Annotated in this window: 23 protein-coding genes; 12 read left to right on the top strand and 11 right to left on the bottom strand. The window is 62.0% G+C overall.

Going from position 1 to position 23,351, the window contains the following annotated elements; genetic code table 11:
* Positions 1-480 precede the first annotated feature (480 nt).
* Positions 481-714 carry a hypothetical protein gene (locus ACIPQ1_RS16145; RefSeq protein ID WP_014340171.1) on the bottom strand — a complete coding sequence of 78 codons (234 nt, stop codon included), beginning with the start codon at positions 712-714 and terminating at the stop codon, positions 481-483.
* 364 nt (positions 715-1,078) lie between these two features.
* On the opposite strand from ACIPQ1_RS16145, the gene ACIPQ1_RS16140 reads away from it, so the two are divergent.
* The gene (locus ACIPQ1_RS16140; protein ID WP_003205489.1) at positions 1,079-1,663 is read left to right on the top strand and encodes a YajG family lipoprotein; all 585 of its coding nucleotides are present in this window, start codon (positions 1,079-1,081) and stop codon (positions 1,661-1,663) included.
* Positions 1,664-1,902: 239 nt separating this feature from the next.
* On the opposite strand, the gene ACIPQ1_RS16135 is transcribed toward ACIPQ1_RS16140, so the two are convergent.
* On the bottom strand, positions 1,903-2,109 hold the full coding sequence (locus ACIPQ1_RS16135) for a hypothetical protein (RefSeq protein WP_058544127.1): 207 nt from the start codon (positions 2,107-2,109) through the stop codon (positions 1,903-1,905).
* A 225-nt stretch (positions 2,110-2,334) separates the two neighbouring features.
* Between ACIPQ1_RS16135 and ACIPQ1_RS16130 the strand changes: the two genes are divergently transcribed.
* Positions 2,335-2,616, top strand: coding sequence for a hypothetical protein (locus ACIPQ1_RS16130; protein ID WP_411385615.1), 282 nt, complete (start codon positions 2,335-2,337; stop codon positions 2,614-2,616).
* Between the two features lie 237 nt (positions 2,617-2,853).
* Here ACIPQ1_RS16130 and ACIPQ1_RS16125 read toward each other — a convergent pair whose 3' ends face one another.
* On the bottom strand, positions 2,854-4,020 hold the full coding sequence (locus tag ACIPQ1_RS16125) for a 1-acyl-sn-glycerol-3-phosphate acyltransferase (RefSeq protein WP_060740673.1): 1,167 nt from the start codon (positions 4,018-4,020) through the stop codon (positions 2,854-2,856).
* A gap of 139 nt (positions 4,021-4,159) precedes the next feature.
* Here ACIPQ1_RS16125 and ACIPQ1_RS16120 point away from each other — a divergent pair, with 139 nt between their 5' ends.
* Genes ACIPQ1_RS16120 through ACIPQ1_RS16110 form a run of 3 tightly spaced genes read left to right on the top strand, consistent with a single transcriptional unit; the run spans position 4,160 to position 5,277 of the window.
* Complete coding sequence (locus ACIPQ1_RS16120; protein ID WP_250964054.1) at positions 4,160-4,342, top strand: CPXCG motif-containing cysteine-rich protein; 183 nt, start codon at positions 4,160-4,162, stop codon at positions 4,340-4,342.
* A gap of 11 nt (positions 4,343-4,353) precedes the next feature.
* The gene (locus ACIPQ1_RS16115; protein ID WP_186705031.1) at positions 4,354-4,614 is read left to right on the top strand and encodes a putative signal transducing protein; all 261 of its coding nucleotides are present in this window, start codon (positions 4,354-4,356) and stop codon (positions 4,612-4,614) included.
* A 39-nt stretch (positions 4,615-4,653) separates the two neighbouring features.
* Complete coding sequence (locus ACIPQ1_RS16110) at positions 4,654-5,277, top strand: SOS response-associated peptidase (RefSeq protein WP_207964445.1); 624 nt, start codon at positions 4,654-4,656, stop codon at positions 5,275-5,277.
* 306 nt (positions 5,278-5,583) lie between these two features.
* Here ACIPQ1_RS16110 and ACIPQ1_RS16105 read toward each other — a convergent pair whose 3' ends face one another.
* From ACIPQ1_RS16105 to algW, 3 genes are all read right to left on the bottom strand, one after another.
* Positions 5,584-6,303: a DUF4198 domain-containing protein gene (locus ACIPQ1_RS16105; protein WP_250964052.1), complete on the bottom strand. Its 720-nt coding sequence runs from the start codon at positions 6,301-6,303 to the stop codon at positions 5,584-5,586.
* Positions 6,304-6,313: 10 nt separating this feature from the next.
* Positions 6,314-8,419, bottom strand: coding sequence for a TonB-dependent siderophore receptor (locus ACIPQ1_RS16100; RefSeq protein WP_446534429.1), 2,106 nt, complete (start codon positions 8,417-8,419; stop codon positions 6,314-6,316).
* Between the two features lie 245 nt (positions 8,420-8,664).
* Positions 8,665-9,825 (bottom strand): Do family serine endopeptidase AlgW, encoded by a 1,161-nt coding sequence (algW, locus tag ACIPQ1_RS16095; RefSeq protein WP_411385613.1) that lies wholly within the window; start codon positions 9,823-9,825, stop codon positions 8,665-8,667.
* Positions 9,826-9,929: 104 nt separating this feature from the next.
* Here algW and ACIPQ1_RS16090 point away from each other — a divergent pair, with 104 nt between their 5' ends.
* The 3 genes from ACIPQ1_RS16090 (at position 9,930) to cysN (ending at position 13,781) form a co-directional block, all read left to right on the top strand.
* Positions 9,930-10,688 (top strand): Nif3-like dinuclear metal center hexameric protein, encoded by a 759-nt coding sequence (locus tag ACIPQ1_RS16090; RefSeq protein ID WP_411385612.1) that lies wholly within the window; start codon positions 9,930-9,932, stop codon positions 10,686-10,688.
* Positions 10,689-10,955: 267 nt separating this feature from the next.
* Entirely contained in the window at positions 10,956-11,873 is a 918-nt protein-coding gene (cysD, locus tag ACIPQ1_RS16085) for a sulfate adenylyltransferase subunit CysD (protein ID WP_003178041.1), read from the top strand.
* Positions 11,874-11,882: 9 nt separating this feature from the next.
* A complete protein-coding gene (gene cysN / locus ACIPQ1_RS16080) occupies positions 11,883-13,781 on the top strand; it encodes a sulfate adenylyltransferase subunit CysN (RefSeq protein WP_411385610.1) in 1,899 nt (632 codons plus the stop codon).
* A 184-nt stretch (positions 13,782-13,965) separates the two neighbouring features.
* Here the strand turns inward: cysN and ACIPQ1_RS16075 are convergent, their stop codons facing one another.
* Genes ACIPQ1_RS16075 through ACIPQ1_RS16065 form a run of 3 tightly spaced genes read right to left on the bottom strand, consistent with a single transcriptional unit; the run spans position 13,966 to position 17,367 of the window.
* On the bottom strand, positions 13,966-14,874 hold the full coding sequence (locus ACIPQ1_RS16075; protein WP_446534428.1) for an acyltransferase: 909 nt from the start codon (positions 14,872-14,874) through the stop codon (positions 13,966-13,968).
* Entirely contained in the window at positions 14,875-16,974 is a 2,100-nt protein-coding gene (gene pta, locus ACIPQ1_RS16070) for a phosphate acetyltransferase (protein WP_053125134.1), read from the bottom strand.
* 54 nt (positions 16,975-17,028) lie between these two features.
* Positions 17,029-17,367: a DUF3565 domain-containing protein gene (locus ACIPQ1_RS16065; protein ID WP_250964045.1), complete on the bottom strand. Its 339-nt coding sequence runs from the start codon at positions 17,365-17,367 to the stop codon at positions 17,029-17,031.
* On the opposite strand from ACIPQ1_RS16065, the gene ACIPQ1_RS16060 reads away from it, so the two are divergent.
* The 3 genes from ACIPQ1_RS16060 to ACIPQ1_RS16050 all read left to right on the top strand — a co-directional run bounded on the left by ACIPQ1_RS16060 (position 17,336) and on the right by ACIPQ1_RS16050 (position 19,780).
* Positions 17,336-17,821, top strand: coding sequence for an FKBP-type peptidyl-prolyl cis-trans isomerase (locus tag ACIPQ1_RS16060; RefSeq protein ID WP_018612607.1), 486 nt, complete (start codon positions 17,336-17,338; stop codon positions 17,819-17,821). The genes ACIPQ1_RS16065 and ACIPQ1_RS16060 overlap by 32 nt on opposite strands.
* Before the next feature lie 113 nt (positions 17,822-17,934).
* Positions 17,935-18,417: a glutathione peroxidase gene (locus ACIPQ1_RS16055; protein ID WP_186705041.1), complete on the top strand. Its 483-nt coding sequence runs from the start codon at positions 17,935-17,937 to the stop codon at positions 18,415-18,417.
* 259 nt (positions 18,418-18,676) lie between these two features.
* Entirely contained in the window at positions 18,677-19,780 is a 1,104-nt protein-coding gene (locus ACIPQ1_RS16050; protein ID WP_446534427.1) for an NADH:flavin oxidoreductase, read from the top strand.
* A 137-nt stretch (positions 19,781-19,917) separates the two neighbouring features.
* Here the strand turns inward: ACIPQ1_RS16050 and ACIPQ1_RS16045 are convergent, their stop codons facing one another.
* Positions 19,918-21,117 (bottom strand): glycosyltransferase family 4 protein, encoded by a 1,200-nt coding sequence (locus tag ACIPQ1_RS16045; RefSeq protein ID WP_411385607.1) that lies wholly within the window; start codon positions 21,115-21,117, stop codon positions 19,918-19,920.
* A 40-nt stretch (positions 21,118-21,157) separates the two neighbouring features.
* Positions 21,158-21,913: a sulfate transporter CysZ gene (gene cysZ, locus ACIPQ1_RS16040; RefSeq protein WP_186729782.1), complete on the bottom strand. Its 756-nt coding sequence runs from the start codon at positions 21,911-21,913 to the stop codon at positions 21,158-21,160.
* 311 nt (positions 21,914-22,224) lie between these two features.
* Here cysZ and trxB point away from each other — a divergent pair, with 311 nt between their 5' ends.
* Positions 22,225-23,187 (top strand): thioredoxin-disulfide reductase, encoded by a 963-nt coding sequence (gene trxB / locus ACIPQ1_RS16035; protein ID WP_207964420.1) that lies wholly within the window; start codon positions 22,225-22,227, stop codon positions 23,185-23,187.
* Positions 23,188-23,351: the final 164 nt, after the last annotated feature.

The raw sequence follows: 23,351 nt of genomic DNA, 5'->3' as shown, positions 1-23,351 counted from the left end.
CGGTTCTTGAGCGATATCCGGTCCTGTGTCGTTGGGCTGTTTCAGACGCCAATGGTGCTTGTTCAGACGCAAAACTCTTCATTTGCTCGCCACACTCTCGTGAAGTTGTGAAAACCCGTTTTTTCACGCTCTTTTGAAGACGTGAACCTCAAAAAAGGGCTGTCCCAGCCTGGCACTGCGCCCGGTTTGGTTGCCCCCATGGAATACATGACAGGCAAAACGGGCAGACAGCTCAGTGACCGAGCGTAATGACAGCTCTGCAGATTCGCGAAAAGTGGTGATTTGCCTGGAGGAACAGCAAGCGCGCCAGCTTCACTCGATCTGTGTGGGCGGCTCTCTGTGGGCGGTGCGGGGTGCCAATACCAGCGCATCAGCGGTGTTGCGCGGCCCGATCAGGAGACGTCCTTATAATCGGGGGGAGATTGTATCGAAGAAACGCAGGGAAATGGTCGTGTTTAATGACTTTTATTAGCCGTCCGGTCAGATGGTCAACAGTTGCCGGTTGCGTGCGCGGGCACGAAGCGGTTGCACGCGGGCGCTGGCGGGCAATGGCTGGTGCAACCAGTTGAGACGGATCTCATCGATTTCCACCCAGCCTTCGCCCATGGGTTGCAGGCTGCACTGCTTGAACGCCTGGCAACGGCCGTTGCGATCGAGCAGGGCGAAGCTGCGGTGATGAGGGCGCGGGGTGAACAGCGAAATGAGGAAGCGCATGAGCGGATACCGGGTCAGGAAGCTTGAAGCAAGCCTGACAGCGAGCCATGACATACCGGTGTAAGGATCGTGACAATGGGGTGACAGGAACCGCCAATCACGGCTCGTGTCAGACATTTCAGTATCCATCGCAAGTCTTAGTGGCCTGTGTGGCTAATTCGTGCACTCAACTTCGGCGCCAGAACTTGCCAGCCTGCGTTGCCATTCCTCGCCGTAGCGGGCTACGACTCGTCATGGCGCCTTGCCTGGCAAGCCCTGGCACTCGAATTTGAGTACTCGAATTAACCGTACAGGCCACTAGTTCACCGCGATGGCGCACCGCTATACTGCCGGCCTGTTTGTGCCCGATTCTGGAGAGAAGAGCATGTTGCAACGCCTGTTGTTCGGTTTGATCGCTGTGACCAGTCTGACCCTTGTCGGCTGCGCCCACAGCCCGCAACAACTTAACCCGGAGCCCAAGCTCAATGCCCAACTGGCCCCTGTGGGGCGTGGCCAGCCGGTGGTGGTGCGGGTCGTGGACGGTCGTCCGTCGCCGACACTCGGCACCCGCGGCGGGTTGTACCCGGAAACCAGCGTGATCACGGTGCAGGGCGCGCAGATCCTGCCCAAGTTGCAGGCCCAGGCTGAAGCCGCAGTACGTCTGCTGGGCTTCACGCCGACCGCCAATGCCTTGAATGCACCGCAACTGACCGTGACCTTGGCCGAGCTCAAGTACCAATCGCCCAAGGAAGGCATGTACGTGACCGAAGCCACCATCGGCGCGACCTTCCGCTCCGACGTGCAGAACGCCAACCGGCGCTACAGCGGTCGCTACGGTGCGTCCCTGGACCAGCGCTTCGGCATGGCACCGAACCAGGACACCAATACCAAGCTGGTCAGCGATGTCTTGAGCGATGCCCTGACCCGGCTGTTCAAGGACCCGACCATTGGCCAGGTGCTGGCTGAGTAAGTAACGAACCCCTATCCCCTGTGGGAGCGAGCTTGTGTGGGAGCGGGGGTGGGGGGGGGGGGGGGGGGGGGGGGGGGGGGGGGGTGGGGGGGGGGGTGGGTGGGGGGGGGGGGGGCGGGGTGTGGGTGTGGGCGGGGTGTTGTGTGGGCGTCCGCCCCCCCCCCCCCCCCCCCCCCCCCCCCCCCCCCCCCCCCCCCCCCCCGACTCGCTCCCACAGGGGTTTTTTATGGGCGAAATTCTCAGGCTGCCTGGGAATAGAACTCCAGCACGCTGATCCCGGTCAGCAGGTCTGTCTCCGGCAGGTCGGCGTGTGGATGGCCGCCGAGGGCGCAATACACCAGCCAATGGCGGTCCTGCACATTGAAGGACAAGCTGTCGACGAGGTTCTGTTGTTCGTCGCTCGGGCTGATGAGATAGAGGCGATCCTGGTTTTCGGCGTGCAGCATGACGGGTTCCGTGAAGGTTTGAAGGGCGACAGAGTGGCCTAATCAGATGACGAAACGGTGACGGGGGAAATTAATCTTGGCTCCCTCGCCACAAAGGAACCCAGCGCCGCGATGGGATCGTTACTGGTCGGAAAAAACGGCGCAGGGCGACAGGCTTTCGGTAGAATCCGCGCCCTGTTCGTAGGCCACGGGCATGTCCTGTCCGTTTTTCCCTTGAGGTTCGTGATGTCGTCGCATCTGTTTTCGCTGTTCGCCGCCCACCCCGCCAAACTGATCAACCTGCTCGCGCTGCTGTTTGCCTGCCCGGGCGGCTGGGTGCTGCATGCGACGCGTCGCCGGGAACAACGGGCGCGGGCCTGCCTGCAAGCACGCAGTGGCAATGGCGAGGAACGCTTCGAAGCATTGCTGGACCTGGCCACCCAGCGCATGAACCGGTTTTTCTACCGGTTTGGCTTCGGCTGCCTGGCGCTGGCGTTGCTGGTGTCGTGGATCAGCACGCAGTTCTAACGCAGTAGCCTTGCAAGGCAATCGAGGATCGCTTTGCAAAAGTGTTTGCAGGGCAAATGAGGGTTGCCTGGCAAAAGTGCTTTTGTGGCGAGGGAGCTTGCTCCCGCTGGGCTGCGAAGCAGCCCCCGTCGAAGGTCAACTCAAATCACTGCAAGCCCGTTTTGCGATTGCTGCGCAATCGAGCGGGAGCAAGCTCCCTCGCCACAGAGGCCAAACCAGGCCCTCGCAAGCCCGGCTTTAAAGCGCCAACCCGGCCTTGACCCGATACTGGTTACGCACCGGCGTCGCATATTGCAGCACCAGGAACGGTCGGTGTTCCGGCGGGCATGCGTCCAGTCGGCGTTGCCATTCTTCCTGGGCCTTGGCCAACTCATCAGCACCAAACACCTCGGCCGCCGTCGGCACCTGCAACTGCGGGTCGGCGTCGGCCCATTGGGCGTAGGCCAGGTAATGCACCGGGAACAGCCGATAGCCGCCGAGAATCTGCCGGTCCATTTCCAGGGCCAATTGCTTGGTGTCCTCGAACAGCTCGGTGATGGGCGCCGCGAAGTTCACATGGACCCGGCCCTTGTAGCCGGTGATGCCCTTGGCGATGCTCACGTCGTCTTCGCCCGGGGCCTTGGTGTAGGTGCCGGTGGTGGCGCGGATGTACAACTCGCGGGCCTTGGCCTGGTCGCACGGGTCGTATTCGTAGCTGATCGATACCGGCGTGAGGTTCAGTGACTGGATCACCTCACCGAACGGCTCGTCCTTGCGGCTCATGTGGAACATCTTGAGGATCGCCGATTCGGTCCGGTCGTCACCGTCCTTGGCCCGCCCTTCGGCTTGGGCGATCCAGATCGAGGCGCAGTCGTTGCGGATCGAATGGTTGATATACGCCGACAGCAACTGGTACGCCGCCATTTTTTCCCGCCGCCCGGTGATGGAGCGGTGCACGATGAAACTCTTGTTCAGGCGCATCAGGTCGCTGACAAAGGGCTTTTGCAGCAGGTTGTCGCCAATGGCGATGCGCGGCGTCGGCAGGCCGGCGTGGTACACGGCGTAATTGACGAAGGCCGGGTCCATCACGATATCGCGGTGGTTGGCGATGAATAGGTAGGCACTGCCGGACTTGAATTGCTCCACCCCGGTGTAGGTCACGCCATCGGTGGCGCGCTCGATGGTGTGGTCGACGTAGAACTCCACCTTGTCCTGCAACGTAGCGACCGAGGTCACACCGGCGAACTCACGGCGCAATCTTTGCGCTATAAGGGGTTTGAGCATCCAGCCGAAGGCGCCGGCCAGGCGTGGGAAGCGGAAGTGGGTGAGGATATCTAGAAACGCCTTGTCGCCGAGCAGCCGTGCCAGCACCGCTGGGACTTCGCTGTCGTCGTAAGGTCGGATGGCATCGAATTCGCCCATCATGCTCTCTTGTTGGAAACGGCTAGGGTAAGTAAAGGTTCGATCGAAAAAACGACGGGGCACGGCCTGGAAGATAAGCCAGACGAAAATAGCCCTGCAAATAGACCGGCGATTATACGCACAAGTCACTTGGGAGACCGCGATGCTGGAAGAGGCTAGTTATGATTGTCCCTATTGTGGGGAGGAAATAGAGACAACCGTGGACCTGTCCGGCGGTGACCAGACCTACATCGAGGACTGTCAGGTGTGTTGTCGGCCGATCACCTTTGTACTGCAAGTCCATGAAGAAGAGTGGCATCTCGAAGTCTTCAGCGAAAACGAGTGAAGGGGGCGCCCATGCAGCGAATCTACGAGCTGGACAACTTGATGGAAGGTGAGTTGCTGCAAGGCATGCTCGCCAGCGAAGGCGTCACCGCGCACCTGGTGGGGCGTGACCTGGTCGGCGGCGTGGGGGAGTTGCCGATGCATGGATTGCTCGGGCTGGCGGTGGAAGACGACCAGGCGCAATACGCCCGGGAGTTGATCGCCGCGTACAATGCGGCGCTGCCGCTGCCGGGTGACGAACCGGACAGTTATCCCGGCACGCTGGTCTGTTAGGCTGGCGGTCGTTCGTTCGATCAAGAGTCGTGTTGCCCCATGTGTGGACGTTATGCCCTGTTTCGCTGGAACCCCGCCTTCGCGGCCCTGCCCGGTTTTCCCGCCGATCAGAAGGCCCAATGGAATATTTCGCCCAACGATTCGGTGCTGATGCTGCGGGCCGGCGCCGAGGGGCAGCGCGAGCTGGCCCGGGCGCGCTGGGGCCTGACGCCGCCGTGGCTGACCGACCTGTCCCGCACCCCGGCCCATGCCCGGGCCGAAACCGTGGCCGAGCAACCGATGTTCCGCGAGGCCTTGCGCCTGCGCCGCTGCCTGCTGCCGGCCAACGGCTTCTACGAGTGGCGCGGGGGCACGCGCAAGCGTCCGTACTGGCTGACGCCGGGAGAGGGCTCGTCGTTGTTTTTTGCCGCGATCTGGGAAGCGTATCCGGTGCAGGAACAGGTGTGGTTGAGCACGGCGGTAATCACCCAACCGGCGGCGGGTCAACGCCGGCCGTTGATCCTGGACGAAGAAGGCCAGCGCCTGTGGCTCGACCCCGAGACCCCGCTGCATGCCTTGCAAGGGCTGTTGGCCAGCGAGCCGGCGCCACTGCGCGAGCGGGTGTTGGCCAACATGGTCAATGATCCGAAGCTCAATGGGCCGGAGTGCTTGACGCCGGCTTGAGTTTTGCGGCGCTTGTATTGGCCCCATAGTCGGATCGCCGCCCGGAGCAGGCTCGCTCCCACAGTGGATTACAGGTGTATTCAAATTTCTCGTACACCCACCATCCCTTGTGGGAGCGGGCTTGCTCGCGAAAGGGGCGTGACATCCAACATTCATGCAAACTGACCCACCGCTTTCGCGAGCAAGCTCGCTCCCACACTAGGCTGCGGGTGTTCACAAAAGTGTGGTCCCCGCCAATCCCCTGTGGGAGCGAGCTTGCTCGCGATGGCATCGTGTCAGTCAACCTTGCTCCCATAGGTTCTGAGGTTACTCGTGATGCGGCTCACCCAGGAACGTCAGCGAGGTGAACACGCCACGGGTGTCCACGTCCTTGTTGTCCTTGAGCTTGATTTCCATGTGCGCCGCGATCACATTCAGGCCTTCGTTGCGCACCAGTACCTTGGCCCGGCCCTCTGCGTCGGTTTCCGTCGAGACGGTGTTCGGCGCGCTGCGGTAGTCGCCCACCAGTTTCACCCCGGCCGCCGGTTTGCCGTCCAGCAGCACCCGGACCGGCAATGGCTGGCCTGGGCCTACGGTCAGCGGGTCGACTTCCGGCAGGATCACGAACTTGATCGGTTCCAGCGCTGGCAGTTTCGCCCCAGGCTCATAGATCGCCAGGCTGTACTTGAACGTCTGGGTCGCTTCGACCGCCCCGGGCACTTTGCTGCGGCCTTCGTTGATCCACTTCTTGTCCGCCGTCTGGGACCACATGCCGTTGTCCAGCGCCACCGCCAATACGGCTGGCGGCTTGAGCGGTTGCAGGCGGGCGTGGTCCGGCAGGCGTTCTACGGTGACCGGAATCATCTTGCCGCCCAGGTCATAGGCCCAGGCACCGCTGATTTTCTGCGCCTTGAAGGCATTGTCTTCGGCACCGTGGCCGTAGATCACTTCGATGTTGCCGCGACGCTGTTCGGTCCACAGGCCATGGGCCGAGGCCTGCGCGGCCAGGAGCAGGCCAAGCAGGGCGAAGGTCTTGGGGTATTTCATGCTGACTTCCTTATAGATCGAGGGTGAGGCTGACAGTGAAGTTGCGCGGATCGCCGGGAGTGACCCAGTAATTGCTGTAGGAGCGTTCGTAGTATTTTTCGTCGAAGACGTTATTCAGGTTCAGGCCCACGGTGACGTCATCGCTGGCCTTGTAATGGGCCAGCAGGTCCACGGTGTGGTAGGCCGGCAGTTCGAAATCCTTGCCGGCTTCGCCCGAGCGATCACCGACGTACGTAAACGCCGCGCCAACATCCGAGCCGCGCAGGTGCCCATCCTGGAATTCGTAGACCCCCAGTAGGCTGCCGCTGTGTTTGGCGACGCCGAGGATCCGGCTGCCGGTGGGATTTCCCGGGTCACCCTTGGTCACTTCGGCGTCGATGTAGGCATAGGCGCCGATCACCCGCACGGCGTCGGTCACCTGCCCGGTCAGTTGCAAGTCGATACCCTGGCTGCGGGCCTTGCCAATGGCACTGTAGAAATCAGTCCCTGCGGTCTGAGCCAGAACGTTTTCCTTTTCTATACGGAACGCCGCCAGGGTGGTGCTCAGGCGATCGTCGAACAACTCGCTCTTGATCCCAACTTCATAGCCGACCCCTTCCTCGGGATCGAAAGTCTTGCCGCCGGCATCCAGGCCGTTGTTGGGCTTGAACGAGGTGGAGGCGTTGGCGAACAGGCCGACCTCGGGCGTCAATTGATACAGCAGGCCGGCCCGCTGGGTCAGGGCGTCGTGGCGTTGGCGGCTGGTGAGATTGGTGTTGTGGTCTTCGATGCTCTGCTCGAAATGCTCGTAGCGCACGCCAAGCATGCCCCGCAGCTTGTCGGTGAAGACGATCTGGTCTTGCAGGTTCAGCGCGCGGCTTTGCACTCGCTCGAAGAAATCCGTGCCGATCCGATCACCATTGGGTTTCGGCTGGCCGTAGACCGGCTGATAGATGTCGATGGGGTAGCTGCCACCGAGGATCCTGGTCACGCGCTCGTTCTTGCGATAGTCCTCGTATTCGCTGCCGATCAGCAGTTCATGCTGCCAGGGTCCGAGGTCGAACAGGCCACGCAATTCAAACTGAGTGATGCTGTCGTGCCAGTTGTTGTCGCGTTCGCGGTAGCGGCGGTTCACCGTGCGGCCATCGGCGTTCAACGGCTGCGCTTCGGAAGCGAAACCCCAGAGCTCACCCTGCTTGTAGTGGCTGGCCAGGCGCAGTTGCCAGGCGTCGTTGAGCTGATGCTCGAGGGCGGCCTGGAGCATGTTGTTGTGGTTGTCGATGTCGCCGTCGTTGGGCTCGCCCAGGAAAGTCGAGCGGGAAACCCCGCTCCAGCGATTGTTCGGAGCGACGATGCCGCGGTCGAACGTCGAGCTGTGGCGCACGATTTCGCTTTCCACCAGCAACCGCGTATCGGGGCTCAGTTGCCAACTGATGGAAGGCGCAACGAAAACACGTTTGCTGCCGACATGGTCGCGAAAGCTATTGTTGTCCTCGACCGCCAGATTGACCCGTGACAGCACGTTGCCTTCGGCGTCCAGTGGCGTGTTGACGTCCAGCGCGGTTCGGTAGCGATCCCAGCTTCCGGCGCTGGTTTGCAGCGTGGTGAAGGCTTCCGGTTGCGGTTTCTTGGTGGCGATGTTCACCGTGCCGCCAGGGTCGCCTCGGCCATACAGGCTGGCCGCCGGGCCCTTGAGTACTTCGATGCGTTCGATGTTCGCGGCGTCCGGGGTGCTTGGATAACCGCGGTTGGCGCTGAAACCGTCCTTGTAGAACTCCGAGGTGGTGAAACCGCGCACGCTGTATTCGTAAAGCGTCAGGCCACCGAAGTTGTTCTGCTTCGACACGCCGCCGGCATATTCCAATGCCCGTTCGACGTTGGTGCTGCCCAGGTCCTTGAGCACGCTGGCGGGAATCACGCTGATCGATTGCGGGATGTCACGCAGGGCCGTGTCGGTCTTGGTTGCACTGGCGGAGCGGGTGGCGCGATAGCCCGTGACAGGCCCGGTGGCGGATTCGTAGTCGGACGTTACGGTGATGGCGTCCAGCTCCAGCGGCTGGATTTCTTCGGCGTAGGTCGGATCGCCGAGCAGGCCCAGGGTGAGGCTGGCGATGGAAATCCGTTTCAGGGATGACATGTTATGTTGTTCCAAACCTTGAGATTGAAACAATATAACACTACTAATGAGAATTTATGCTATTTATCTTTCTCTGAAAACGTGGAGCCGAACGCCGTTTTTGTGGCGAGGGAGCTTGCTCCCGCTGGGCTGCGCAGCAGCCCTAAACCTGCCACCTCAAAAACACCAGACCGATTGCATTCAATCCTGTTGGGTCTGCTTCGCAGCCCAGCGGGAGCAAGCTCCCTCGCCACGGTGCTGCGCGGTTATTGTTCTTCCTTGACCGCCACCGGCGCCGGCGGTGGGCGCAGGCCGATTTCGGCGGTGAGCTTGAGCTCCTTGCCGTTGCGCATGACCTGGATCGTCACCTTGTCGGTGGGCTTGATCCGCGCCACCTGGTTCATCGAGCGGCGGCCATCGCCGGCCGGTTCGCCATCGATGCTCAGGATCACATCGCCCAGTTGCAGGCCGGCCTTCTGCGCCGGACCGTCGCGGAAGATCCCCGCCACCACGATGCCGGGCCGCCCGGACAAGCCGAAGGATTCCGCCAGTTCCTGGGTCAGCGGCTGGACTTCAATCCCCAGCCAACCGCGGATTACCTGGCCGTGTTCGATGATGGATTTCATCACCTCCATCGCCAGTTTCACCGGAATGGCGAAACCGATGCCCTGGCTGCCGCCGGACTTGGAGAAGATCGCCGTGTTGATCCCGGTGAGGTTGCCGTTGGCATCCACCAGCGCGCCACCGGAATTGCCGGGATTGATCGCGGCGTCGGTCTGGATGAAATCCTCGTAGTTGTTCAGGCCCAACTGATTGCGCCCGGTGGCGCTGATGATGCCCATCGTCACGGTCTGGCCAACGCCGAACGGGTTGCCGATGGCAAGGGTCACGTCGCCGATGCGGATGCTGTCGGAGCGGCCGATGGTGATGGCCGGCAGGTTCTTGAGATCGATCTTCAGTACCGCCAGGTCGGTTTCCGGGTCGCTGCCGATCACCCGGGCCAGGGTTTCACGGCCGTCCTTGAGGGCCACCACGATCTGGTCGGCACCGCTGGTGACGTGGTTGTTGGTCAGGATGTAGCCTTCCGGACTCATGATCACGCCCGACCCCAGGCTCGACTCCATGCGCTTCTGCTTGGGCGAGTTGTCGCCGAAAAAGCGCCGGAATTGCGGATCTTCGAACAGCGGATGGCTGGGTTTGTTGATGACCTTGGTGGTGTACAGGTTCACCACGGCCGGCGCGGCGGTGGTCACGGCGTCGGCATAGGACACCGGCCCCTGCATCACCGCTTTGGTTTGCGGCGCCTGCTGCAGGTTGACGTCGAGGCTCGGCAGGCCAACCCACTCCGGGTAGCGCTGGATAATCAGTAGAGCGACAAGCACACCGGCCAATAGCGGCCAGCCGGAAAAACGCAGCGCCTTGAGCATTAAGCACGTCCTACAAAGGTTGCAGGCGGTATGAGACCGCCCATAATGTCGCGCATTATACGAGGCCGCGCGCGCCTCTGAACGGGATATTTAGGAGTCTTTTCATGGCCGTCGCCCTGAACACCCTGGTAGAAGAAGCGGACCGTTACCTGGCCAGCAGCCGGATTGCCGATTATTGCCCCAACGGCCTGCAGGTCGAAGGCGTGCCCCAGGTGATGCGCATCGTCAGCGGCGTCACCGCCAGCCAGGCCTTGCTCGATGCGGCTGTCGAGGCCGGGGCCGACCTGGTGCTGGTGCATCACGGTTATTTCTGGAAGGGCGAGAACCCTTGTATCACCGGTATGAAACAGCGTCGTCTCAAGACGTTGCTCAAGCATGACATCAGCCTGCTGGCTTACCACTTGCCCCTGGACCTGCACCCCGAAGTGGGCAATAACGTGCAGTTGGCCCGCCAGTTGGACATCACCGTCGAGGGGCCGCTGGATCCGGATAATCCCAAGATCGTCGGCCTGGTCGGCTCTCTGTCCGAACCGATGACGGCCCGGGATTTCGCGCGCAAGGTCCAGGAAGCCTTGGGCCGCGAGCCCTTGCTGATCGAAGGCGAGCAGATGATCCGCCGGGTCGGCTGGTGCACCGGTGGCGGCCAGGGGTATATCGATCAGGCGGTGCTGGCAGGTGTCGACCTTTACCTCAGCGGCGAGGCCTCGGAGCAGACCTTCCACAGCGCCCGGGAGAACGGCATCAGCTTCATTGCCGCCGGGCATCATGCCACTGAGCGCTACGGCGTCCAGGCGCTGGGTGACTACCTGGCGCGACGCTTTGCCCTGGAACACATCTTCATCGATTGCCCGAATCCGATCTGACTTTTTATAACCCTTTGGTAACTAACCCCGTGGGGAGCGTGCTTGCTCGCGATGGCGGCGGATCAGTCGACATTAATGTGGCTGACACACCGCTATCGCGAGCAAGCTCGCTCCCACAAAAAGACCGGTGCGGGGCCCGAACCACTGGGCATATCCATATGCTGTTTCGATCTAGTTGGCGCCCTGATTAGAAGAGGTCGCTGTGCTAGGATTCCCCGCTCGAACACGGCCCGCTGGCCGTTCATAAGAAAGTTTTCGTGAGTAGCCATGGTCGACAAACTGACGCATCTGAAACAGCTGGAGGCGGAAAGCATCCACATCATCCGCGAGGTGGCCGCCGAGTTCGATAACCCGGTGATGCTGTACTCCATCGGTAAAGACTCCGCCGTGATGCTGCACCTGGCACGCAAGGCGTTCTTCCCCGGCAAGCTGCCGTTTCCGGTGATGCACGTCGACACCCGCTGGAAATTCCAGGAAATGTACAAGTTCCGCGACCGCATGGTCGAGGAATTGGGCCTGGACCTGATCACTCATGTGAACCCGGACGGCGTGGCGCAGGGCATCAACCCGTTCACCCACGGCAGTGCCAAGCACACCGACATCATGAAGACCGAAGGCCTCAAGCAGGCCTTGGACAAGTATGGTTTCGATGCTGCGTTCGGCGGTGCCCGTCGCGATGAAGAGAAATCCCGCGCCAAGGAGCGCGTGTACTCGTTCCGTGACAGCAAGCACCGCTGGGACCCGAAGAACCAGCGCCCGGAGCTGTGGAACGTCTACAACGGCAAGGTCAACAAGGGCGAGTCGATCCGCGTCTTCCCGCTGTCGAACTGGACCGAGCTGGACATCTGGCAGTACATCTACCTCGAAGGCATCCCGATCGTGCCGCTGTACTTCGCCGCCGAGCGTGAAGTGATCGAGAAGAACGGCACGCTGATCATGATCGACGACGAGCGCATCCTCGAGCACCTGTCCGACGAAGACAAGGCCCGTATCGTCAAGAAGAAAGTGCGTTTCCGTACCCTTGGCTGCTACCCGTTGACGGGCGCGGTGGAGTCCGAGGCCGAAAGCCTGACGGACATCATCCAGGAAATGCTCCTGACGCGAACTTCCGAGCGCCAGGGCCGGGTCATCGACCACGATGGCGCAGGCTCGATGGAAGATAAAAAACGTCAAGGTTATTTCTAAGGGGCTGTCATGTCGCATCAATCTGATTTGATCAGCGAGGACATCCTCGCCTACCTGGGCCAGCACGAGCGTAAAGAGCTGCTGCGCTTCTTGACCTGCGGTAACGTCGACGACGGCAAGAGCACCCTGATCGGGCGCCTGCTGCACGACTCCAAGATGATCTACGAAGATCACCTGGAAGCTATCACCCGCGATTCGAAGAAAGTCGGCACCACCGGTGACGACATCGACCTGGCGTTGCTGGTCGATGGCCTTCAGGCCGAGCGCGAACAAGGCATCACCATCGATGTCGCGTACCGCTATTTCTCCACCGCCAAGCGCAAATTCATCATCGCCGATACCCCAGGCCATGAGCAGTACACCCGCAACATGGCCACCGGTGCTTCCACCTGTGACCTGGCGATCATCCTGGTGGACGCCCGCTACGGCGTGCAGACCCAGACCCGTCGCCACAGCTTCATCGCCTCGTTGCTGGGCATCAAGCACATCGTCGTGGCCATCAACAAGATGGACCTCAAGAACTTCGACCAGGGCGTGTTCGAGTCAATCAAGGCCGACTACCTGAAGTTCGCCGAAGGCTTGAAGATGAAGCCCACCAGCATGCACTTCGTGCCGATGTCCGCCCTCAAGGGCGACAACGTGGTGAACAAGTCCGAGCGTTCGCCGTGGTACACCGGCCAGTCGCTGATGGAAATCCTCGAGACCGTGGAAGTGGCGGGCGACCGCAACTTCACCGACCTGCGTTTCCCGGTGCAGTACGTCAACCGTCCGAACCTCAACTTCCGCGGTTTCGCCGGCACCCTCGCCAGCGGCATCGTGCACAAGGGCGACGAAGTGGTGGTGCTGCCGTCAGGCAAGAGCAGCCGCGTGAAATCCATCGTCACCTTCGAAGGCGAGCTGGAACACGCCGGTCCAGGCCAGGCAGTGACGCTGACCATGGAAGACGAGATCGACATCTCCCGTGGCGACCTGCTGGTGCATGCCGACAACGTGCCGCCGGTCACCGACAGCTTCGAAGCGATGCTGGTGTGGATGGCCGAAGAGCCGATGCTGCCGGGCAAGAAATATGACATCAAGCGTGCCACCAGCTACGTGCCGGGCTCGATTGCCAGCATCGTCAACAAGGTCGATGTGAACACCTTGGAAGAAGGTCCGGCCAGCGCGTTGCAGCTCAACGAAATCGGCAAGGTGAGGATCGCCCTGGATGCGCCGATCGCCCTGGACGGTTACGAGAGCAACCGCACCACTGGCGCGTTCATCGTCATCGATCGCCTGACCAACGGTACGGTCGGCGCCGGCATGATCGTCGCCCAGCCGCTGACCCACGGCAGCAGCACGCACCACGGCAAACTGGCCCATGTGTCGGTGGAAGAACGCACCCAGCGTTTCGGCCAGCAGCCGGCGACAATCTTGTTCAGTGGCCTGTCGGGCGCTGGCAAGAGCACGCTGGCCTATGCGGTCGAGCGCAAGTTGTTCGACTCGGGCCGTGCGGTCTTTGTCCTCGATGGCCAGAACCTGCGTCATGACCTGAACAAGGGCTTGCCGCAGGATCGTGCCGGGCGGACCGAGAACTGGCGCCGTGCGGCGCATGTCGCTCGTCAGTTCAACGAAGCGGGGCTGCTGACCTTGGCCGCGTTCGTTGCGCCGAGTGCCGAAGGGCGCGAGCAGGCCAAGGACCTGATCGGCCGTGAGCGTCTGCTGACGGTCTACGTCCAGGCCTCGCCAACGGTGTGTGCCCAGCGTGATCCGCAAGGGCTCTATGCCGCGGCCGGCGACAACATCCCGGGCGAGTCCTTCCCGTATGACGTGCCGCTGGATGCCGACCTGGTGATCGACACCCAGGCGCTGACCCTGGAAGAAAGCGTCAAGCAGGTGCTGGATCTGTTGCGCAAGCGTGGGGCGATCTAAGGGAAACAGCTGCAAGCTTCTAGCTTCAAGCGGCAAGTAAAAGCCCGCCGATGAGTGATCATCGGCGGGCTTTTTTGTTGTCTGGAGGGGCGCCATCGCGAGCAAGCTCGCTCCCACAATGGTCAGCGCTGAGGCAAATACCTGTGGGAGCGAGCTTGCTCGCGATGAGGCCGGTGCAGCCACCTCAAGACTTGGCGGGATACTCCCGATGCATCTGCGCAAGCAACGCATCCTTGTCCTGCCACAACTGATTGATCCAGCCCTGGAACTCCAGGCGATAGGCACCGTCCTGGTCGTAGCTTTTACCAATGAACTGCGGCGGGATCGTCAGCGCCTGGCAATGCACCACCACCTCGCCAACGTTGCCGCAGAGCAAATCCCAATACCCAGGACGTCCGCCCGGGTAATGGATGGTCACGTTGATGATCGACTCCAATTGTTCGCCCATGGCATCGAGCACGAACGCGATGCCACCGGCCTTGGGCTTGAGCAGGTAGCGAAACGGTGACTGCTGCTGGGCGTGCTTGCCTTCGGTAAAACGCGTGCCTTCGACGAAGTTGAAGATGCCCACGGGGTTGTCGCGAAACTTCGCGCAGGTTTTGCGGGTGGTTTCCAGGTCCTTGCCTTTCTTCTCCGGATGCTTTTCCAGGTAAGCCTTGGAGTAGCGCTTCATGAACGGGAAACCCAGGGCCCACCAGGCCAGGCCGATCACCGGCACCCAAATCAGCTCTTGCTTGAGGAAAAACTTCAACGGCCGGATGCGCCGGTTCAACACGTACTGCAACACCATGATGTCGACCCAGCTCTGGTGGTTGCTGGTGATCAGGTACGAGTGCTGGTAATCCAGGCCCTCCAAGCCGCTGAGGTGCCAGCGGGTACGCCGCACCAGGTTCATCCAGGCCTTGTTGTTGCTGATCCAGGCTTCATGGATGTGGCTCATCAGCCAGTCGGTGAAGCGCTGGGCGGCGGGGAAGGGCAGCACCAGCTTGAAGATCGCCACGATGAACAGAGGTGTGCAGCAGGCGATGGTGTTCAGGGCCAACAGCAGCGAAGCAATGACGCCGCGCAAGGGGGCAGGCAGGAAGTCCAGCATTTAAATATCCAAAGGTCGGTTGGCGGCTTGGATCGCAGTCAGGGCGATGGTGTACACGATGTCGTCGACCTGGGCGCCACGGGGCAAGTCATTCACCGGTTTGCGCAAGCCTTGCAGCATCGGCCCGAGGCTGACGCAATCGGCGCTGCGCTGCACGGCCTTGTGGGTGGTGTTGCCGGTGTTGAGGTCCGGGAAGATGAACACCGTCGCCCGGCCGGCCACTTGGCTGTTGGGCGCCAGTTGCCGGGCCACGGTTTCGTTGGCGGCGGCGTCGTATTGCAGCGGGCCGTCGATCAGCAAGCCGTGCTGGGCTTCGTGGGCCAGCAGGGTGGCTTCGCGGACTTTTTCCACTTCTTCGCCACTGGCCGACTCGCCGCTGGAATAACTGAGCATCGCCACCCGTGGGGTGATGCCGAACGCGGCGGCCGAGTCGGCGCTTTGCAGGGCGATTTCCGCCAGCTCCGCAGCGCTGGGGTGCGGGTTCATCACGCAGTCGCCGTAGACCAGCACTTCTTCGGGAAACAACATGAAAAACACCGAGGACACCAGCGAGCAGCCTGGCGCGGTCTTGATCAGTTGCAAGGCTGGGCGGATGGTGTTGGCGGTGGAGTGGATGACCCCGGAGACCAGTCCGTCCACTTCATCCAGGGCCAGCATCATGGTGCCTATAACCACGGTGTCTTCCAGTTGCTGCTCGGCCATCGGCGCGTTCAGGCTCTTGCTCTTGCGCAATCGCACCATCGGCTCGACGTAGCGCTCGCGGATCGAGTCCGGATCGAGGATCTCCAGCCCTGGCGGCAGTTCGATGCCTTGGGCGCGGGCCACCGCCTCGACGTCGGCCGGCTTGGCCAGCAACACGCAACGGGCAATGCCCCGGGCCTGGCAGATGGCGGCGGCCTGGACGGTCAGCGGTTCGCTGCCTTCGGGCAGGACGATGCGTTTGTTGGCGGCCTGGGCGCGCTGGATCAACTGATAGCGGAACACCGCTGGCGACAGGCGCATTTCCCGTGGCGTGCCGCAGCGCTGGTGCAACCATTTGGCGTCCAGGTGGCTGGCGACAAAATCGGTGATGATCTCCGCACGTTCGCGGTCATCGATGGGGATTTCCTTGTTCAGGCCGTTGAGCAGGTTGGCGGTGTCATAGGAGCCGGTGCTCACCGACAGCACCGGCAACCCTGCCTGCAAGGCGCCGCGGCACAGGTCCATGATGCGTGGGTCGGGCAGCGTGTCGCTGGTCAGCAACAGGCCGGCCAGTGGCACGCCGTTGATTGCCGCCAGGCTCACGGCAAGGATGATGTCGTCGCGATCGCCAGGCGTCACTACCAGCACGCCGGGCTTGAGCAGTTCCACTGTGTTGCGCATGGTGCGGGCGCAAATGATGATGTTGCTCATGCGCCGGGTTTCGTAGTCGCCGGCATTGAGCACCTGTGCGCCCATCAGGTCGGCCACGTCGCGGGTGCGCGGGGCATTGAGTTCGGGGCGAAACGGCAGGCAACCGAGCAGGCGGAAATCGCCGCTGCGCAACAGGGGCGAGTGCTCCTTGAGCCGTGCGGAAAACGCTTCCATGCTTTCGTCGGTGCGGACCTTGTTCAGGATCACCCCGAGGACTTTCGGGTCCTTCGGCCCGCCGAACAACTGCGCTTGCAACTCCACCCGCCCGGAAAGCTCGGTCAGCACTTCGTTTTCCGGTGCCGACACCAGGATGACCTCGGCGTCGAGGCTCTTGGCCAGGTGCAGGTTGACCCGGGCGGCGTAGCTGGCGTTGCGGGTCGGGACCATGCCCTCGACGACCAGCACGTCCTTGCCGATGGCCGCTTGCTGGTAAAGGGTGATGATTTCTTCCAGCAGTTCATCGAGCTGGCCATCGCCGAGCATGCGCTCCACATGGGCCAGGCCCAGGGGTTGCGGCGGCTTGAGACCATGGGTGCGGGCCACCAGCTCGGTGGAGCGCTCTGGCCCGGTGTCGCCGGGATGCGGCTGGGCAATAGGTTTGAAAAAGCCGACTTTCAGCCCGGCCCGTTCAAGGGTACGCACCAGCCCGAGGCTGATGGAGGTCAGACCCACCCCAAAATCGGTGGGCGCGATAAAAAAAGTTTGCATGCGAATTCTCTAAGGGGGAATGGCGCGACCTATGACTGGCCGTCTACCCACGATTCAGTCGCCAAGGTTATCGCTAACCGGGCCTTGAGCGCACCAGCCGCAATCAAAGGGCTGGCCTATTTTTCCAATACGTTGCGCAGGGTCCAGCACCCAGGCCCGAGACTGCCACGGCGGTTGGTGACGCAGGTGCTGGGTGTGGCCACAGGACAGCTCGGCCACCCAGTGTCCGTCCTCGTCCTGATGGAAACCGGTGACCGTCGGTCTGTTCGAGCTAGCCCGTTTGTCCGGGTTCCGTTCGCTTTCGGGCAAATCCTTGTTTAGACTTGTCCGTTCTTCATTCTTATGCAAAAGGTCTCGCCCCATGCTGATCGCCGCCAATAAGGCTGTCTCCATCGACTATACCCTGACCAACGACGCTGGTGAGGTCATCGACAGCTCTGCCGGCGGCGCTCCGCTGGTCTACCTGCAAGGCGCGGGTAATATCATTCCAGGCCTGGAGAAGGCCCTGGAAGGCAAAGCCGTCGGTGACGAGCTGAAAGTCGCCGTTGAGCCGGAAGACGCCTATGGCGAATATTCCGCTGAACTGGTCAGCACCTTGAGCCGCAGCATGTTCGAAGGCGTGGATGAGCTGGAAGTGGGCATGCAGTTCCACGCCTCGGCGCCCGATGGCCAGATGCAGATCGTCACCATTCGCGACCTGGAAGGCGACGACGTCACCGTTGACGGCAACCACCCGTTGGCCGGTCAGCGCTTGAACTTCCAAGTCAAGATCGTTGACATCCGTGACGCCAGCCAGGAAGAAATCGCCCATGGTCACGTCCATGGTGAAGGCGGCCATCACCATTGATTTCTGCGCTACGCTCAAGTTGACTGGAGAGGCGCCCTATGGCGCCTTTTTAGTCGCTGCTGTTAGCATCACCCATGGCTGTTTCGAAAAGATCCGCAAACCTGGAGTTCGTCATGAGTGCTTTCCACGACCTTAAACTGAAAGCCCTGGATGGTCAGGAGCTTCCTCTGGCGCCTTTCAAGGGGCAAGTCGTGCTGGTGGTCAACGTCGCCTCCAAATGTGGCCTTACGCCTCAGTACGCGGCGCTGGAAAATCTCTATCAGCAATACAAGGACAAGGGTTTCAGCGTGCTGGGCCTGCCCTGCAATCAGTTCGCCGGGCAAGAGCCGGGGACCGAGCAGGAAATCCAGGAGTTCTGCAGCCTCAACTATGGCGTGACGTTCCCGCTGTCCAGCAAGCTGGACGTGAATGGTCATGATCGTCATCAGTTGTACCGCCTGCTGGCGGGCGAGGGGGCCGAGTTCCCCGGGGACATCACCTGGAACTTCGAAAAATTCCTGCTCGGCAAGGACGGCAGGGTGCTGGCGCGTTTCTCACCGCGCACGGCGCCGGATGATCCTTCCGTGATCCAGGCGATCGAAAAAGCGCTGGCTTGATCCCAATAATGTATGGCGGTCCCTTTGTGGCGAGGGAGCTTGCTCCCGCTGGGCTGCGAAGCGGCCCTGGCTTTTTGCGGTTGCTGCGCAACCGAGCGGGAGCAAGCACCCTCGCCACAGGGAGCGTGCTTGAGGCTGTGGTACTCACCGCTCCCTTTTGATCCTTGATCATTCAAATCAATAGTGCTGTCCAGCGCCCCTCGTGCTCCATATTATCGTCGTCATATCCGACCTGTGACTTCGTTCCGTGGAGTGCCCCATGCCTGTAAAAGCCCTGTTCAAACCCTTCCACCTCGGCGCGTTCGAGTTGCCGACCCGGGTGGTGATGGCGCCGATGACCCGTTCCTTTTCGCCGGGCGGCGTGCCGAACGCCAAGGTGATCGAGTACTACCGTCGTCGCGCGGCGGCCGGGGTCGGCCTGATCATCACCGAGGGCACGACGGTCGGGCACAAGGCCTCCAACGGCTACCCGAACGTGCCGCATTTCTACGGCGATGTAGCGTTGGCCGGCTGGAAGCAGGTGGTCGATGCGGTGCATGCCGAAGGCGGCAAGATCGTTCCACAGTTGTGGCACGTGGGCAGCGTGCGACGCATCGGCACCGAGCCGGACGCCAGCGTGCCGGGTTACGGTCCGACCGAAAAGCTCAAGGACGGCCAGGTGGTGGTCCACGGCATGACCCAGGCGGACATCGACGATGTCATCGCGGCCTTCGCCCAAGCGGCAAAAGACGCCCAGGGCATCGGCATGGACGGAGTGGAGATCCACGGTGCCCACGGTTACCTGGTGGACCAGTTCTTCTGGGAAGGCAGCAACCAGCGCACCGACGGCTACGGCGGCAGCCTGGCCAACCGTTCGCGCTTTGCGATCGAATTGATCCGTGCCGTGCGTGCGGCGGTGGGCGAGGGCTTCCCGATCATTTTCCGCTTCTCCCAATGGAAACAGCAGGATTACGCCGCGCGCCTGGTGCAGACGCCTGAAGCCTTGGGCGAATTCCTCAAACCGTTGTCCGAAGCGGGCGTGGATATTTTCCACTGTTCGACGCGACGTTTCTGGGAGCCGGAATTCGAAGGCTCCGAGCTGAACCTGGCCGGCTGGACCCGCAAGCTCACCGGCAAGCCCACCATCACCGTCGGCAGCGTCGGCCTGGATGGCGAGTTCCTGCAGTTCATGGTCAACACCGACAAAGTCGCGCAACCGGCCAGCCTGGAAAAGCTGCTGGAGCGCTTGAACAACGATGAGTTCGATCTGGTGGCGGTGGGGCGTGCGCTGCTGGTGGATCCGGACTGGGCGCAAAAAGTCCGTGAAGGGCGGGAGCAAGAGATCTTGCCGTTCAGTCGCGAGGCGTTGATGACCCTGGTCTAAGCGGCGCCTGATCCGACGCCATCGCGAGCAAGCTCGCTCCCACATTTGATCTTCAGCGCGCACAAATTTTGTGTTTAGCCGAGAACCCCTGTGGGAGCGAGCTTGCTCGCGATGGCGGCCTCAGCATCACCAAACAATCAGCGCACAGTCGGCGCAGCAGGCATCACCTGCTCACCCACGCAAACCCCTCGCAACTGCGCTTCAAATTGCTCGATCACCGACGCCCAGCCTTGGCGACTGGCATGCTGGCGCGCATTGAGTCGCACGCAACGTAAGGTCTCGCGCTCTTCCAGCAGCCAACGGGCAGCATCGCAGAACGCCTCTTCATCCCCCGGCATCGCCAGCACGCCGTTGTAGCCATGGCGAATATGTTGCGCCGCGGCGGCCTGGTCGTAGGCCACCACCCCGAGCCCGGACGCCAGCGCCTCCAGCACCACATTGCCGAAGGTTTCGGTCAGGCTCGGAAAGACAAACACATCCCCGGACGCATAGTGGCTGGCCAGCGCCTCGCCGCGTTGCGAACCGCAAAAGATCGCCTCGGGCAATGCCTGCTCCAATGCGGACCGCTGCGGGCCGTCGCCGACTACCACCAGTTTCATCCGGCGCCCCGGGAAAGCGCTGCACAGCGTGTCGAAGCTGCGCTTGAGCAGCCCGAGGTTTTTCTCCGGTGCCAGGCGTCCGACATGGATCACGGCGATGTCATCGTCACCCAGGCCCCACGCTTCGCGCAGGCTCGCCGAGCGCTTGATTGGATGGAACAGTTGGCTGTCCACGCCCCGGGACAACAACGCCACCCGCTCGAAATGGCGCCGCTCCAATTCCAGGCGTTGGCTGAGACTGGGCACCAGGGTCAGGCTGGAGCGGTTGTGAAACCAGCGCAGGTAATGGGTGAGCCCGCGACTCAACAGCCCGAGGCCGTACTGTTGGGTGTATTGCTGGAAATTGGTGTGGAAACCACTGACCACCGAGATGCCCAGGCGACGCGCCGCCCGCAGTGCCGACAAACCCAGCGGCCCTTCCGTGGCGATGTACAGCACGTCCGGACGATGGCGTTTCCAGCGCCGGAGGAGTTTGTGCATCGACGCCTGGCCCCACTGCAAGCCCGGATAACCCGGTAGCGGCCAGCCCCGGCACAGCAGCAGTTGGTCGTCACTGGCCTGGCGCGGGTCGTCGGCCTGGCGAGGTCGTATCAGCTCGACCTGATGCCCGCGGGCGCGCAAGCCGTCGTACAGGCGGCCCAAGGTGTTGGCCACGCCGTTGATTTCCGGCGGGAAGGTTTCGGTGATCAGGGTAATGTGCAGGGGTGTGGTCATGACCCCAGTGTCGACCGGGGCCATTTCGTCATTGTGACGCCTGGATGATGGATTTGTGACCGGCTCAGCCCTGACGGGCCAACGCGGTCTCGGCGCCTTGCTCGCGCACCCAGAATAATGTCGCCCCAGCCACCGCCGCCGGCATCATCAGGATGTTCACCACCGGGATCAGTAGCACGAGATAGACGCTGCCGCCAAAGCCCAGGCTCTGCCAGCGTTTTTCCCGCAGCCAGGCGAGCATTTCGTTCCAGCCCAACTTGTGGTTGTCCGCCGGGTAGTCGATGTACTGGATCGCCATCATCCACACGCCGAACAGCAGCCACAGTGGCGCCGCCACCAGATTGACCACGGGGATGAACGACAGCACGAACAGCCCCAGGGCGCGGGGCAGGAAATAACCCAGCTTGCGCGCCTCCCGGCTGAGGGTCCGGGGGATCATGGCGATCAACTCGGCCCAGCTGAAGGCCGGAAAATCGTCGGTGCCACGGATGACCACCTCGACCTTTTCCGCGAGAAAACCGTTGAACGGCGCCGCGATGATGTTGGCGAGCATGGTGAAGGTGAAAAATACCATCAACACGACGAGCACCACGAACAATGGCCAGAGCACGTAGCTGAGGAAACTCAGCCATTCCGGCAGCGACGGCATCAGCGTATCGACCCACAGGCTGAACTGATGGCCGGCCAGGTAGATCAATCCGACGAACAGCACCAGGTTGATCGCCAGGGGCAAGAGGACGAACAGGCGCAGGCCCGGGCTCAAGACCAGCTTGAGGCCTTCTCGCAGATATTGCGGGCCGGACAGGACGGGGGCGGGCATAGGTGGCTCCGAGCGAAGATGAACGCGCCGACCTTACCGGCTTTGCCCCGCCCGGGAAAGCGGCGACATGGCGTGTAACAACGTTTCTTGAGGCGAAGGCGCCTATTAAAAGGACCGCCGGGGATAGAGCTCACCTATGAGCTGGATTGTTAAACCGTATTTCCTTAATCTTCGCTCCCTCGATACGCTGCACCCATTCTTTTCCAGGACTGTCGAACCCAAGCCTTCCCCAAGTGCGTCAACGGTCCTTTTTTATTCGCGCCGCTCACCCGGCGTTCCGGCCCGCAAGGTCCGGTCAACAGGAGCAGGTCATGTCTGAAGTGCGTCATTCGCGAGTGATTATCCTTGGTTCCGGCCCTGCCGGTTACAGCGCTGCGGTCTATGCGGCCCGTGCCAACCTCAAGCCGTTGCTGATCACCGGCATGCAGGCCGGCGGTCAATTGACCACCACCACCGAAGTCGACAACTGGCCGGGCGACGTCCACGGCTTGACCGGCCCGGCCCTGATGGAGCGCATGAAGGAACACGCCGAGCGCTTCGAGACCGAGATCGTCTTCGATCACATCAATGCCGTGGATTTCGCCGCCAAGCCGTACACCCTGACCGGCGACAGCGCGACCTATACGTGTGATGCCCTGATCATCGCCACCGGCGCCAGCGCTCGTTACCTGGGCCTGCCGTCGGAAGAAGCGTTCATGGGCAAAGGTGTTTCGGCCTGCGCCACCTGCGACGGCTTCTTCTACCGCAACAAGCCAGTGGCTGTGGTCGGTGGCGGCAACACCGCCGTCGAGGAAGCCCTGTACCTGGCCAACATCGCCAGCACGGTCACCTTGATCCACCGTCGCGAAACCTTCCGCGCCGAGAAGATCCTGATCGACAAGCTCAACGCCCGCGTCGCCGAAGGCAAGATCATCCTCAAGCTCAACGCGACCCTGGACGAAGTGCTGGGCGACAACATGGGCGTGACCGGTGCCCGCCTGAAGAACAACGACGGCAGCTTTGACGAGATCACAGTGGACGGCGTCTTCATCGCCATCGGCCACACCCCGAACACCTCGTTGTTCGAAGGCCAACTGGAACTCAAGGACGGCTACCTGGTAGTCAAGGGCGGCCGCGACGGCAATGCCACCGCCACCAGTGTCGAAGGCATCTTCGCGGCCGGCGACGTGGCTGACCATGTCTACCGCCAGGCGATCACCTCGGCCGGTGCCGGTTGCATGGCAGCCCTGGACACCGAGCGTTACCTGGATGGCCTGCAGAACGCATCGTTCTGATTCATCGGGTACAAAAAAACCGGCTTCGGCCGGTTTTTTTGTGCTTGGATATCTGCCGGTGGACCCTGTGGGAGCGGGGGGGGGGGGGGGGGGGGGGGGGGGGGGGGGGGGGGGGGGGTGTGATACAAACACCCGCCGGGGGCCTGCGCCCCGCCCCCACCGGC

It is taken from the genome of Pseudomonas sp. LARHCG127 (genome assembly GCF_052871455.1).
This window is presented reverse-complemented; position numbering and strand designations above follow the sequence as displayed.